The organism is Moraxella porci DSM 25326 (assembly GCF_002014855.1).
In the GTDB taxonomy this organism is placed as follows: Bacteria; Pseudomonadota; Gammaproteobacteria; order Pseudomonadales; family Moraxellaceae; genus Moraxella; species Moraxella porci.
On the sequence record NZ_MUYV01000001.1, the window covers coordinates 135,064 to 147,123 of the forward strand.

Below are 12,060 nucleotides of genomic sequence, written 5' to 3' on the forward strand. Positions count from 1 at the left end.
AAAGAAAAATGATGCAAAATAACAGCAGTTATTGTACGCTATCTCATCACCGAAAATAAAGAGTAAATATATGTTTGAATTGACATTTTTGGGCACATCAAGCGGTGTACCGACTTTGCGTCGCAATGTCTCTGGACTTGCGGTATCGCTACTTGCCAAAAGCCATGAGACGGGCAAATCAACACCGTGGATACTCATCGACTGTGGTGAAGCCACGCAGCATCAGCTATTGCGCACGCCACATAAGCCTAGTATGCTACAAGCGATTTTGATTACTCATATGCATGGTGATCATTGCTATGGCTTGATGGGGCTACTGGCAAGCCTAGCCATGCATGGTCGCACAAGTCCGCTACCGATCATCGCACCGCCTGCTTTGGGGGAGCTTTTGGATGCATTTATCCGCCTAACTGAGATGAATTTGAGCTATGAGATTGATTTTATTGATATTCATAGCGTGCTAGATACAGGGCTTGTGCTTGAGTTGTCTGATGAATTATCCTTAGAAATCGATATTCACCCACTTAGCCACCGCTGTGATAGTTTTGGGTTTGGACTGACCCAAATCCACCGCCAAAAAAAGCTAAATACCAACAAACTCTCGCATGATCATATTGCCACACGCCACTGGGGCAGTATTTTAAAATCTGATACGCCAAGTCTTAGTGTGGATGGACGCACTGTGCTGGTGGCTGATTATCTACACCTGAACGAAACTTCCCAAAAAATCGTCATCGCAGGTGATAATGATACGCCAAGCCTGCTGACTGATGCCGTCAAAGGTGCCGTGATGCTGGTGCATGAAGCGACCTATACGCAGGCAGTGATGGATAAGATACTTGCCAAAGGTGTGTTTGATCCCAAGCATTCAAGTGCCAAGATGGTGGCTAAGTTTGCTCGTGATGCAGGTGTGCCTTGTCTTGTGCTGACGCATTTTAGCGCGCGGTTTATGCTGTTTGACGACCCTGATGATAGCACGCCAAACATGGGGCATATACGCTATGAGGCTGAGTCTAGTTATGAGGGTGAATTGATATTGGCAAGTGATTTGATGGTGGTGAGTACCGCCACAAAAGAGGGTACTGTATCCATGATGTAGCCTTGATGTAGTCTTGAGCAAAGGTGTACAAACTTAGCTGATTTATTGGCTGGTGGAATTTATTTCACAATTATTCTCATTTGCGATATAATTGCAATTTGGTGGATTAAGTTTGGCTTAATCTTATTGGTACTTGGGTGTTATGGGCAAATTGAGCTGTATCGTTGTAGCGTTTGGATTGTTGATTGATTGTGATGTGAATTTTTTATAACCATCAATCAACCATACCTATATCCCATCAACCGATTTGCTGATGAATAAAGCCCAAGTACGCGCACTGCATTAAGGATTTTTATGCAAGAAAAGCAGTTTTTTGGACATCCCAAACAGCTTGGCAGTCTGTTTCATCTAGAGCTGTGGGAGCGGTTCTCATACTACGGTATGCAAGCAATTTTGATGATTTATCTGTACTACTCGCTGACCGAAGGTGGCTTGGGTATTGATAAAGGCGTCGCAGGCGGTATCGTGGGTGCTTATAGTGGTAGCGTGTATTTATCAACGCTGATTGGCGGATGGTTTGCCGATCGGGTACTTGGTGCAGAGCGAACGCTATTTTATTCAGGCATCGTGATCATGATTGGTCATATTTTGCTTGCGATTGTGCCAGGGCTACAGGGCTTGATTTTGGGCTTGGTGTTCGTGGCATTGGGTTCTGGTGGCGTCAAGGCACCAGTGAGTGCGATGGTTGGTTCATTGTATGAAAATGACAAATACCGTTCGCTGCGTGATGCTGGTTTTTCGATTTTTTATATTGCGATTAATATCGGCGGTCTATTGGGCCCACTACTGGTCGGCTATCTACAAAGTCGTGTCGGCTTTCACTATGGCTTTGGTGCGGCGGCTGTCGGCATGGCATTGGGCTTGGTGCTGTATAGCTTTGGGCGTAAGGATTTGGGTCAAAAAACCCCGCCAAATCCACTGACTGCATCAGATAAGACCAAAGCACTGATTGGTCTTGTGATTGGTGTGGTGGCTGTCTCGGCACTAGTGGTTTCTGATGTGTTGACATTGTCAAACTTTAAGATGATGCTGTTTGGTGCGGTGATTGTCATTGCGACGATTTATTTTATTCGTCTATTGAGCGATAGCCGTGTCACTGGTGACCAAAAACGCCACATTTTGGCATACATTCCGCTGTTTGTGTGTATCTGTGTGTTTTGGGCGTTATTTTTCCAAAACTATACTTTGCTTGTGGTGTTTTTTGATACCCAAGTTGATCGTATGCTGGGCGGCTTTGAATTTCCTGTGGGCTGGCAGCCATCGATGCAGAGCTTTTGGGTGATTGCCTTGGCTGGCGTGATGTCGGCACTGTGGGCGAAGCTTGGCAATAAATCACCGAGCACGCCAGTCAAATTCAGCTTATCACTGCTGATTACTGCCATTACCTTTGCCTTTTATTTGCCTTATCTCAAATCAGGCGATGCGATGCCAATTTTGGTGTATCTGTTTTCGCTGGCGGCGATGACAGTGGCGGAGCTGCTCATTTCACCGATTTCACTGTCATTTGCGACCAAGATTGCCCCTGACTTTTTTAAGACACAGATGGTGGCATTGAACTTTTTGGCATTGTCGATTGGCATGACTTTTGGTGGGATTTTATTTGGTGAATATTTTAATGAAGCCAATCCGATTGATTATTATTATATGATGATTTATTTGGGCATTGGTGCAGGCGTGGTATTTTTGCTGATTTCACCGATGTTGAAAAAGATGCTACAAAAAGTAGATTAATTTTCTGACATTACACCAAACCGCCACTGTCATTCGGTGGCGGTTTTTTACCAATTTCTTATCAATTTGCCATCTTTCCAATAAGGCACGGCGACATAACTATCTTTATCCACAAAGCCATAAGGTTTGCCACAACTTTCAAATTCCCAACCATCTAAAGTCAGTGTGCCTTTATTTTTCTGTGCTTGCTCAAAGCCGATATCAAATCTTACCCATGAATATGCAGGGCAGGTAATGGTATCATAATCACTGCGATCGTATGCATCTACAAACAGTTCGCTTGGTGTAAATGGTTCGGTATTGATGACAGTGATTTGCCAGCTTGTATTGATATAGATGACCGATATGCCATTGATGAGCATGGGTGCGGGCAATTTGGCTGATAGAATGTTGGCATTGGCGTTATTTTGGACATCACCGCTATAAGGCACATCATATTCTACATGAGTGCCGATCGGCAGGGTGATGTCACCATAAGGCTTCTCACTGCTCAAGGTTGCATAACGATATAAGTCTTGAATTTGATATCGCTGCTTTGATTGATTACCCTGATAATCGATGATGCCAAAACCGATTAAAATTAGCAGAGCTGGTATATTTGCGATCATCAGCCACAGCTTTTCGGCTCGAGTTATCTGATAATGATCACCGTGTGATTTGGTTTTTTTAATACGCAAAAGCAGTCGAATATCAACGACAATCGCCAATAAGACGCCGATACCCATCACCAACAGCAGAACAAATATCAGAAAAAATGGCGGTGCAAATAGCATATATTAGTTATCCATCATTTGGTTTAGCCCAGTCATCCCTGCCCAATGTTGGCTAAATTGATACGCCACACGCCCCGAGCGGCCGCCCCGAGTGCTTGCCCATTTGAGCGCTTCAGCTTCGATGGTGTCATCATAATTGATGCCATGCTTGACAAGTAGATGCTTGACGATGTCCAGATACAGTGCTTGATTCATCGGATAAAACGACAGCCAAATCCCAAAGCGATCTGATAGCGACACTGTCTCATCGATGGTCTCATAAGGATTGACTTCATCGGTTTGACCATTATAAATATTGACATTGTCTTTCATCAGCTGTGGTAGCAGATGACGGCGGTTACTGGTGGCATAGACGAGTAGGTTATTTTGTTCGCTGTCGAGTGCGCCATCGAGTACGCTTTTTAGGGTGCGATAATTCTCATCTTGGGCGTTGAAAGCTAAGTCATCGCAGTAGATGATATAGCGGTTGGTATTGCCATTGTGTGCAGCGGTTTTGATGGCATGGCGGATGGTGTCTAGGTGTAATAACTCATCTCGTGCCACTTCGATGATGCGAAGCCCTTGGGTGTGATAAGCCTTGAGTAGCGCACGAATCAGCGATGATTTACCTGCACCACGAGCACCTGTCATCAGCACATGATTGGCAGGTAAACCCTGCAAAAACTGCTCAGTATTGGTAATCAGCTTATCCTTTTGGACATCAATACCCAGTAGGTCTGCCAAATCACCCCCGAAGCTGACATCAATCGGTACAAGCTTGCCATGCAGACCACCTACCCAGCGATAGGCAAGTACATCAGCATCGATGGTGATCGGCTGTGCGGTGCGTTCGGTGAGATACTGGGTGAGTAGGGCGATGAGCTCATTTGGCAAGGCGGTCATGAAGTATCCTTAAAAAAATTGGGATACGTCATTGTACCCCAATATTTGATCATGATTCAACAAATCCGCCTTAAATCAGGCTGTGGCGGCAGTGCGATCACAGTTCACGCGTGGCGAAAGTATCGCATTGATTCACATCACCTGTCTCAAAGCCGCGATAGAACCAGCGTTTGCGCTGAGCGCTCGTGCCATGTGTAAAGCTATCAGGAACGGCATGACCGCGCGCTTGGCGTTGTAGATAATCATCACCGATTTTTTCGGCGGCATCCAGCGCTTCTTCGATGTCACCTGGCTGCAAAAACTGCGTGCGTTCGTGATTGTGGCGCGCCCACATGCCAGCGAAGCAGTCGGCTTGTAGCTCTTGGCGGACGGATAAGTTATTGGCGGCAGCGGTGCTGGACTGTGCTTGGGCTTGGCGGACTTGTTGTGAGATACCTAGCAAAGTTTGCACATGATGGCCGACTTCATGGGCGATGACATAAGCTTGAGCGAAGTCGCCTGCTTGGTCGGTGCGTGTCAGCTCGGTGCTATTTTGTTCGCCACCGATGTTCATTTGCGTACGCATATCACGGAAAAACTGCGTGTCCAAATACACTTTTTGATCAGCAGGGCAATAAAATGGCCCACTGGCAGAAGTCGCCGAACCGCACGCTGACTGCACTGCACCGCTAAACAGCACCAGACTTGGCGGCTGATAACGCTGACCTGCCTGCGCAAAAATCGGCGTCCAGACATCTTCGGTATCAGCAAGCACTGTCGCGACAAATTCACGAGACTCGGCCATATCGGCAGTCTCGGTCGCAGGGGCAGAGGACTGGGTTTGGGTCTGAATTTGTTGGGTTACGCCCATCGTCGTCTCTGGGCTGATGCCAAAGACTTGCCATAGAACGAAAGCAATGATTAAACCAATGATACTGACACCGCCGACTTTTTTGCCACCGCCGCCGCGTCTGTCTTCGATATTGCTGCTTTGTCTGCGTCCACGCCATTGCATAGAATGATCCTTTGAGTTGGTAAATATCGCTTATTATACAAAACGATGTCGATAAATGGGGGATAGGTTACGATATTTTACAAAGTTATTTTTTTTGCAGTTGGGTGATGGCGCGGCAATGGCTTGCTTGCATTTTTGGTGTATTGCGCGTAAGATTGAGTTAATTTAAAACCAAAGGATTTATCATGCTAAAAACCGTCATCACCGAACACAACCCAAAAAATCTACCCATCACCCATGCTGTCATTTGGCTGCATGGCCTTGGGGCAAGTGGCCATGATTTTGAGCCGATCGTGCCTGAGCTTGGCTTGTCAGATGATGTGGGTGTGCGCTTTATTTTTCCGCATGCGCCTCAGATACCAGTGACAATCAATGGGGGCTACATTATGCCAGCATGGTATGACATCCTTGAGATGACGCTTGATCGCAAGGTGGATGTTACCCAAATCGCTGCATCTGCTGCTGCCATCAATGAACTGATCGATGAACAAATCAGCGCAGGCATACCAAGCCAGAACATCATCATTGCAGGCTTCTCACAAGGGGGTGCGGTAGCGTATCACACTGTCTTGACCAATACTCGTAAGCTTGGCGGACTGCTGGCCTTATCGACTTATTTTGCGACAGCCAGCGAAGTGCCAAGCGTTGGCGTCAACCAAGACATCGCTGTCAAAATCGATCATGGCGACTTTGATGACATCGTACCACCTGTACTGGGCGTAAAAGCCAAAGAAACACTACAAAACTTGGGGCTAAACCCAACTCATACTACCTATCCGATGGCGCATCAAGTCTGCCTTGCGCAGATCAAAGCGATTGGTGAATGGATAAATGAGTTATTTGCCAAGTCTTAATCAATTTTTCAAGTCTTCATTTTCCAAGTCTTAATCAATGATGGCATTGGCGATCAACTGGGTCAAATTTTTGTCATCTTTGGCGGTATTGCTGAGAAATTACGCAGCATCTAATAATGTTAGACAGGTACTTTACCATCGAGACTCAAAAGCCACCTGGGATGACTAGGGCTAATAAACTGGAGTTGAAGTTTGAATGAAACAGATTGCATTAATTACTCATACTTTCATAAATGAACATTTCGCCTCAGAACTCTTCTTTCTTTGGGATGTTGTTTGCGTAGTTGGCGAGGGACGTATACAGCCATGTGAAGAAATTATTTATGATAACGAAACGGCATTTTTTCTTGCGCTAGAATACCTACTTGTTCATAATTATTGTCGTTTAATAACCAATGACGGCAATAAAGAGATTAATAAGGCATTGGCTAAGATGGATGCTAAACAGGCTTGCCAACTGCTAAAAGATGTTTGGATAGGTGAAGAGGCTATAAATAAGCTTGATGAAGAAAATCAGTATGTTGATTGGTGGTTTGTAGTACTATGCCCCTATAACATTGTCCATCGATATACTGATGAAAGCGGTGAAGAACAGTGGGTTCTTAATTGATTAGCTTAACCTCTAAGTTGGACAAAAGAATAACACTCAACATATTCAAACCCCGCCATAAAAAATATGGACATTTTTAGCGATTGATCACTGGCTAAAAAAAGCAGCAAAATCAATTTGCTGCCTGACGGCGACGGATATATCTGATCGCCGATTTTGATGGCTATCGGCAGCCATCGTGAATCGGTCATGACCAAATCATCCATTATCCATGCCATCTGTTGATGACAGATGGCTTATTTTTGGTTGGCGGCGTAGATTGCAGCTTGCAGCCAGATGTTGGCTTGAATATAGTCATTGACCGCGATCGCCTCGGTCTGTTCATTACTAACAGCCGCGATGCGCACCACAAACGGATCAGCATCAGGCTCGCGCAAAATCACCACATCAAACAAAGTAATGCTCTGACCAAAAAACTCGGTCTGAGATTTGCCCAGCACTTGGCCTTGGCACCATGCCTCATCTTCTTGACCGAAAGTCTCTCCGTACAGATAAGCGCACATGTGACCTAAGTTGATCTCGACGGGTGCAAATGGCACGCCAGCAGGATGGTCTGTGGGCTGCCAATTGCGAATTTGATCATCAATGTCATCAGGAATATTGCCATCATGCTTCGCGACGATGTCATTAAAGGCGCGATGATGACGGATGGCTTCTTGATCTTCGATTAAGATGGTCTCATCTTGACGGCTGGGTTCGATGTGGTATGCCCAAGCTGAGAAATTGACAAAATATTTCTTTGGCGAACGATAATCAGCGCGATTGACGGCATACAGCTGATCGAACGCATAGATCAGCGCACCGTCCGTGCTCTTTAGGCACAAGATGGCATCGGAGGTCGAGTCACAGCGGATGATGCGCTCAATGCTGCAAGTCAGACCATAAGGGCTATTCACCGCAGGAAAGGCATTGATGAACGCTTGGGGTGTGCCATCTTGGACGGTGAGGATTTGCTTAATGTGACATGGCTGATTCATGCCAAGTAACAGCTTGGCATTATTGCTGCTGTCTTGGGCGGATAGACCTTCGGGCAAGGTGGCATGATCGAGCATTTGCTGTAGCCAATGCGGCACATCTTCGCCGATGTTTTGGGTCAAAATCGCCCAATGATCGCCGTGACTGGCGTTTTTGTCACAGGGCAGGTCGATCTTGGCAGGCGGTAATTCGTGGGTGTATTGGTAATGTAAAGTTTGATGACTCATGATGGTTTCTCAAGTAATCGATGAGCCATTGATGGGGATGTGGTTTGAAAATATCAAGCAGCCGATGATAAAATACTGAGATTTTATGTGGATTTGACCAATAAAAAACCGATCCTAGTGGCTGATCTTGCCATCAAATTGATTGGTATTTTCGTTGGTATTTGGGGTAAATAGTGCTAAACTATAGCGCTGAATTTACTTGAGATAAAATTTATGTTTCGTCCTTTGGCATTATTTATCGGACTGCGATATACCAAAGCCAAGCGTAAAAATGGCTTTATTTCTTTCATTTCTTTCATCTCGACAATCGGTCTGACGCTCGGCGTGGCGGTGCTGATCACGGTGTTGTCGGTGATGAATGGCTTTGATCGCGAAATCAAATCACGGATTTTGGGTACAGTGCCTCAGGCGGCAGTAAGCTCCACTGAGATCATCTCTGACTGGCAGCCATTGGCCAAGAGCATTCAAGATCAAAATAAAGAAGTGCAAGCGGTGGCGCCATTCATACAGCTACAAGGCATGCTCACCGCCGAAGGTCAGGTCGCAGGCATCATGATCTCAGGCATCGAACCTGACTATGAAAAACAAGTCTCGATCATTGATGAACATATGACGGCAGGCAGTTTGGATGCGCTAAGAGCGGGGGAATTTGGCATCGTCTTGGGCGAGTCGATGGCGATGAATATGGGGCTGCAGCTGGGCGATCAGGTGACTTTGGTGTTGCCTGAGGCGACGCCATCAGCAGCAGGCGTGATTCCGAGATTTAAGCGCTTTACTTTGGTCGGGGTGTATCACATCAGCAGCGAGATTGATGGCATGATGGGCTTTGTGCAGATGCGTGATGCCGGTGTCATGCTAAGACTGCCTGAGGGCGCTCAAGGTCTGCGCATGAAGCTTGATGACATCTTTAAGGCGCCTCAAGTAGCCAATAATGCAGCGAGTCTGGAGCCTGCGCGCTTATACCCAAGCGACTGGACGACGACGCATGGCAATCTGTTTAGCGCCATCCAAATGGAAAAGGCGATGATTGGCTTGTTGCTATTTCTCATCGTCGTCGTGGCAGCGTTTAATATCGTCTCAAGTCTTGTGATGCTCGTCACCGACAAAAAATCTGACATCGCTATCCTAAAGACTTTTGGTGCATCACCCAAGCTTGTGATGCAAGTGTTTATGGTGCAAGGGATGATCATCGGGGTGATCGGCACTGTTGTTGGTACCGTACTGGGTGTGGCTTTGGCGTATTCGGTCAATGACATCGTGGTGGGGATCAGTAGCGTGTTTGGGGTGAGCTTATTCGATGGCAGTGTGTATCCAGTGGACTTTTTGCCATCTGAGGTGAAAGTCAGTGATGTGCTGATGATTACCACAGCATCATTTTTATTGAGCTTTTTGATGACGATTTATCCTGCGCTCAGAGCATCGCGCATCGAGCCTGCGCAGACTTTGCGATACGAATAAGGGGTGTGTGATGAGTATCATTTTACAAGCCAAAAACATCAGCAAAGTCTATGATGAGGGCAAAATCAAAACCACCGTGCTATCAGGGCTGGATCTCACCGTTCATGCAGGCGAGCGCATCGCCATCGTCGGCAGTAGCGGCTCGGGCAAATCAACACTGCTGCATCTGCTCGGCGGCTTAGATACGCCGACTACAGGTGAGGTATGGCTAAAAGGCGCTTGCCTAAATCAGCTGAATGAGACGCGTCGTGGTGAGCTGCGCAATCGGCACTTGGGGTTTATTTACCAATTTCACCATCTGCTCGCTGAGTTTAATGCCACCGAAAATGTCGCGATGCCCCTACTGATGCGTGCTGATGTCAGCATCAAAGAGGCCGAACGCCGCGCCAATGCACTGCTTGAGCGTGTGGGGCTGGGTCATCGACTGCATCATCGCCCAAGCGAGCTGTCTGGTGGTGAGCGTCAAAGAGTAGCGATCGCTCGTGCTTTGGTCACTGAACCTGCACTGGTCTTGGCAGATGAGCCAACGGGTAATTTGGATGATGAAAATGCCACCGCGGTGTTTGAGCTACTGACCGAATTACAATCATCCATCGGCATGGCGCTACTGATGGTGACGCATGACAGACAGCTGGCCGCCCGTGCTGATCAGATACTTGAGATGAAAAGCGGTCAATGGGTATAGCTCATCAGTCCTTAGCCAAAAGCAGAAATCATCAGTTTCTGCTTTTTTATTTTTTTATATACTGTATTTATAATTGTGTTATAATAATTTTCAAATTCAAAAGTGTAAAACAGTCTTGCATACTTAATGCACTCATTAAAATCGGAGGGGATATGTCTCATCAAGTCATGGGCGTTGTGCTGTCATCACTGCTAGTGATTACAGGCTGTGCTAGCTCCACCACAGCTGGCACCATCAGTCCTGATCGTAAGCAGCTGATGATCTATTCTAATTCAGAGCTACAGCGTATGGCAGATACCTATTATCGTGAGACATTGGCCAAGGCGCGTACCCAAGGCGTGCTGGATGTCAATGCTGCTCAGGTTAATCGTGTCCGACGCATCGCTGATCGCTTAATTCCACAGACCACGCTGCTACGAGCCGATGCGGCGAATTGGTCTTGGAAAGTGCATGTCATCAGCGAAGATACCGTCAATGCCTATGTGATGCCAAATGCCAAGATCATTTTTTATAGTGGTATCATTGATAAGCTGTCGCTTAGCGATGCTGAGATCGCCGCCATCATGGGTCATGAGATGGCACATGCGCTCAGAGAGCATTCTCGTGAAAAGATGAGCCATCGCACGGCGACCAGTGCCTCTTTGGGCATTGCATCGGCAGCTTTGGGTTTGGGTACCAGTGGTATGCAGGCTTTGGGCTTGGCGGGTACCTTGGGCTTGATGTTACCGCATTCTCGCTCTCAAGAATCTGAGGCGGATCGCATCGGTCTTGAGATCATGGCTCGTGCAGGTTTTGATCCACAGGCGGCGGTCAGCTTATGGCAAAAGATGCAGGCCATGGAGGCAAGTAGCCAAGATCTGCGCATCGGATTTTTGAGTACACATCCGACCTCCACCAACCGCATCAAGGAGCTACAGGCGCTACAATCATCTGTGCGACCGCTGTATCTGGATGCACTCACCAAGTCAAATTAAAAAGGATGAAATGATGACAAAAATTCTGGCACTGATACTATCAGCCTCACTGCTTGGCGCTTGCGCTACCACAACAGCAGACCTAACACCCGAACAAGCATACGATAAACAGCTGAGTAATTTTAAAAAACTTGAATGGCTCATCGGTACTGATTCGGCACGCAAATACATCGAAGACCCTAGAAGACCTTATATCCCAGTTGATAATAAGCCTGTCACGCCTGCCGACCAAGCCAAATATGGCTTTGATACTCGCATTTATGACTATCTGGGTGAAGAATCTGATGGCCTGATCTATGCGGTGATCAAAGATCCGCGCGATGATACCTATCGATCAGGGTATTTATTTGCCGATGGGCGTGTGGCGATTCCTTTTAGATTTGGCCATACCAATAAGGATCATCTGTCAAGCCGCGCATTCTTTAATGGTCATGCCGCGGTGATAAATTATGCCAAGGATGCGCAGATTTATCGTGAAGAGGGTGCCAGCCATCCTGCAGACCAATATGCCATCATCGACCAACATGGCCAATTCATCATCCAATACACCGCCTACACTGACATCCAAAGATATCCAGGCGATACGACCTATACAGCGCAGTACATCGATGAAGCTGGCCAAAAACGCACCAGCATCATCACAGAAGAGCTCAAAATTCGCAGCGATTATCCCGGCTGGAGTCAGCGATAAGCTGATAGCGCTATTTTGATCTATTGCCAAGGGGTGCAGATAGCACACCCTTTATTAGCAACAGCCATCGGTCGCATTTTGATATGGATTTGATATGGATATGCACA

The 12,060-nt window shown here is 46.7% G+C and carries 12 protein-coding genes; 8 read left to right on the forward strand and 4 right to left on the reverse strand.

Annotation, left to right across the window (positions count from 1 at the left end):
* Positions 1-70 precede the first annotated feature (70 nt).
* Positions 71-1,099: a ribonuclease Z gene (locus B0681_RS00685; protein ID WP_078316829.1), complete on the forward strand. Its 1,029-nt coding sequence runs from the start codon at positions 71-73 to the stop codon at positions 1,097-1,099.
* A gap of 294 nt (positions 1,100-1,393) precedes the next feature.
* Complete coding sequence (locus B0681_RS00690; RefSeq protein ID WP_078316830.1) at positions 1,394-2,830, forward strand: peptide MFS transporter; 1,437 nt, start codon at positions 1,394-1,396, stop codon at positions 2,828-2,830.
* Positions 2,831-2,877: 47 nt separating this feature from the next.
* Here the strand turns inward: B0681_RS00690 and B0681_RS00695 are convergent, their stop codons facing one another.
* The 3 genes from B0681_RS00695 to ypfJ all read right to left on the reverse strand — a co-directional run bounded on the left by B0681_RS00695 (position 2,878) and on the right by ypfJ (position 5,479).
* Positions 2,878-3,603: a hypothetical protein gene (locus B0681_RS00695; protein WP_078316831.1), complete on the reverse strand. Its 726-nt coding sequence runs from the start codon at positions 3,601-3,603 to the stop codon at positions 2,878-2,880.
* A 3-nt stretch (positions 3,604-3,606) separates the two neighbouring features.
* Positions 3,607-4,485, reverse strand: coding sequence for an ATP-binding protein (locus B0681_RS00700; RefSeq protein WP_078316832.1), 879 nt, complete (start codon positions 4,483-4,485; stop codon positions 3,607-3,609).
* Between the two features lie 97 nt (positions 4,486-4,582).
* Positions 4,583-5,479 carry a KPN_02809 family neutral zinc metallopeptidase gene (gene ypfJ, locus B0681_RS00705; protein ID WP_078316833.1) on the reverse strand — a complete coding sequence of 299 codons (897 nt, stop codon included), beginning with the start codon at positions 5,477-5,479 and terminating at the stop codon, positions 4,583-4,585.
* Between the two features lie 185 nt (positions 5,480-5,664).
* Between ypfJ and B0681_RS00710 the strand changes: the two genes are divergently transcribed.
* Both B0681_RS00710 and B0681_RS00715 read left to right on the forward strand, forming a co-directional pair.
* Positions 5,665-6,333 (forward strand): alpha/beta hydrolase, encoded by a 669-nt coding sequence (locus B0681_RS00710; protein WP_078316834.1) that lies wholly within the window; start codon positions 5,665-5,667, stop codon positions 6,331-6,333.
* Between the two features lie 196 nt (positions 6,334-6,529).
* Positions 6,530-6,943 carry a hypothetical protein gene (locus B0681_RS00715; protein WP_078316835.1) on the forward strand — a complete coding sequence of 138 codons (414 nt, stop codon included), beginning with the start codon at positions 6,530-6,532 and terminating at the stop codon, positions 6,941-6,943.
* 236 nt (positions 6,944-7,179) lie between these two features.
* On the opposite strand, the gene B0681_RS00725 is transcribed toward B0681_RS00715, so the two are convergent.
* On the reverse strand, positions 7,180-8,145 hold the full coding sequence (locus tag B0681_RS00725; protein ID WP_078316837.1) for a hypothetical protein: 966 nt from the start codon (positions 8,143-8,145) through the stop codon (positions 7,180-7,182).
* A gap of 213 nt (positions 8,146-8,358) precedes the next feature.
* Here B0681_RS00725 and B0681_RS00730 point away from each other — a divergent pair, with 213 nt between their 5' ends.
* From B0681_RS00730 to B0681_RS00745, 4 genes are all read left to right on the forward strand, one after another.
* Positions 8,359-9,603, forward strand: a complete 1,245-nt coding sequence (locus tag B0681_RS00730; protein WP_078316838.1) for a lipoprotein-releasing ABC transporter permease subunit — start codon at positions 8,359-8,361, stop codon at positions 9,601-9,603.
* A 10-nt stretch (positions 9,604-9,613) separates the two neighbouring features.
* Positions 9,614-10,288 (forward strand): lipoprotein-releasing ABC transporter ATP-binding protein LolD, encoded by a 675-nt coding sequence (gene lolD, locus B0681_RS00735; RefSeq protein WP_078316839.1) that lies wholly within the window; start codon positions 9,614-9,616, stop codon positions 10,286-10,288.
* Between the two features lie 140 nt (positions 10,289-10,428).
* Positions 10,429-11,262, forward strand: coding sequence for a M48 family metallopeptidase (locus B0681_RS00740; protein WP_407661943.1), 834 nt, complete (start codon positions 10,429-10,431; stop codon positions 11,260-11,262).
* A 13-nt stretch (positions 11,263-11,275) separates the two neighbouring features.
* Positions 11,276-11,953: a hypothetical protein gene (locus B0681_RS00745; protein WP_078316841.1), complete on the forward strand. Its 678-nt coding sequence runs from the start codon at positions 11,276-11,278 to the stop codon at positions 11,951-11,953.
* Positions 11,954-12,060: the final 107 nt, after the last annotated feature.

Bases quoted from the DNA above. Each gene is read 5' to 3' on its own strand.
- B0681_RS00685 (WP_078316829.1), top strand. From the start codon at position 71: ATGTTTGAATTGACATTTTTGGGCACATCAAGCGGTGTACCGACTTTG.
- B0681_RS00690 (WP_078316830.1), top strand. From the start codon at position 1,394: ATGCAAGAAAAGCAGTTTTTTGGACATCCCAAACAGCTTGGCAGTCTG.
- B0681_RS00695 (WP_078316831.1), bottom strand. From the start codon at position 3,603: ATGCTATTTGCACCGCCATTTTTTCTGATATTTGTTCTGCTGTTGGTG.
- B0681_RS00700 (WP_078316832.1), bottom strand. From the start codon at position 4,485: ATGACCGCCTTGCCAAATGAGCTCATCGCCCTACTCACCCAGTATCTC.
- ypfJ (WP_078316833.1), bottom strand. From the start codon at position 5,479: ATGCAATGGCGTGGACGCAGACAAAGCAGCAATATCGAAGACAGACGC.
- B0681_RS00710 (WP_078316834.1), top strand. From the start codon at position 5,665: ATGCTAAAAACCGTCATCACCGAACACAACCCAAAAAATCTACCCATC.
- B0681_RS00715 (WP_078316835.1), top strand. From the start codon at position 6,530: ATGAAACAGATTGCATTAATTACTCATACTTTCATAAATGAACATTTC.
- B0681_RS00725 (WP_078316837.1), bottom strand. From the start codon at position 8,145: ATGAGTCATCAAACTTTACATTACCAATACACCCACGAATTACCGCCT.
- B0681_RS00730 (WP_078316838.1), top strand. From the start codon at position 8,359: ATGTTTCGTCCTTTGGCATTATTTATCGGACTGCGATATACCAAAGCC.
- lolD (WP_078316839.1), top strand. From the start codon at position 9,614: ATGAGTATCATTTTACAAGCCAAAAACATCAGCAAAGTCTATGATGAG.
- B0681_RS00745 (WP_078316841.1), top strand. From the start codon at position 11,276: ATGACAAAAATTCTGGCACTGATACTATCAGCCTCACTGCTTGGCGCT.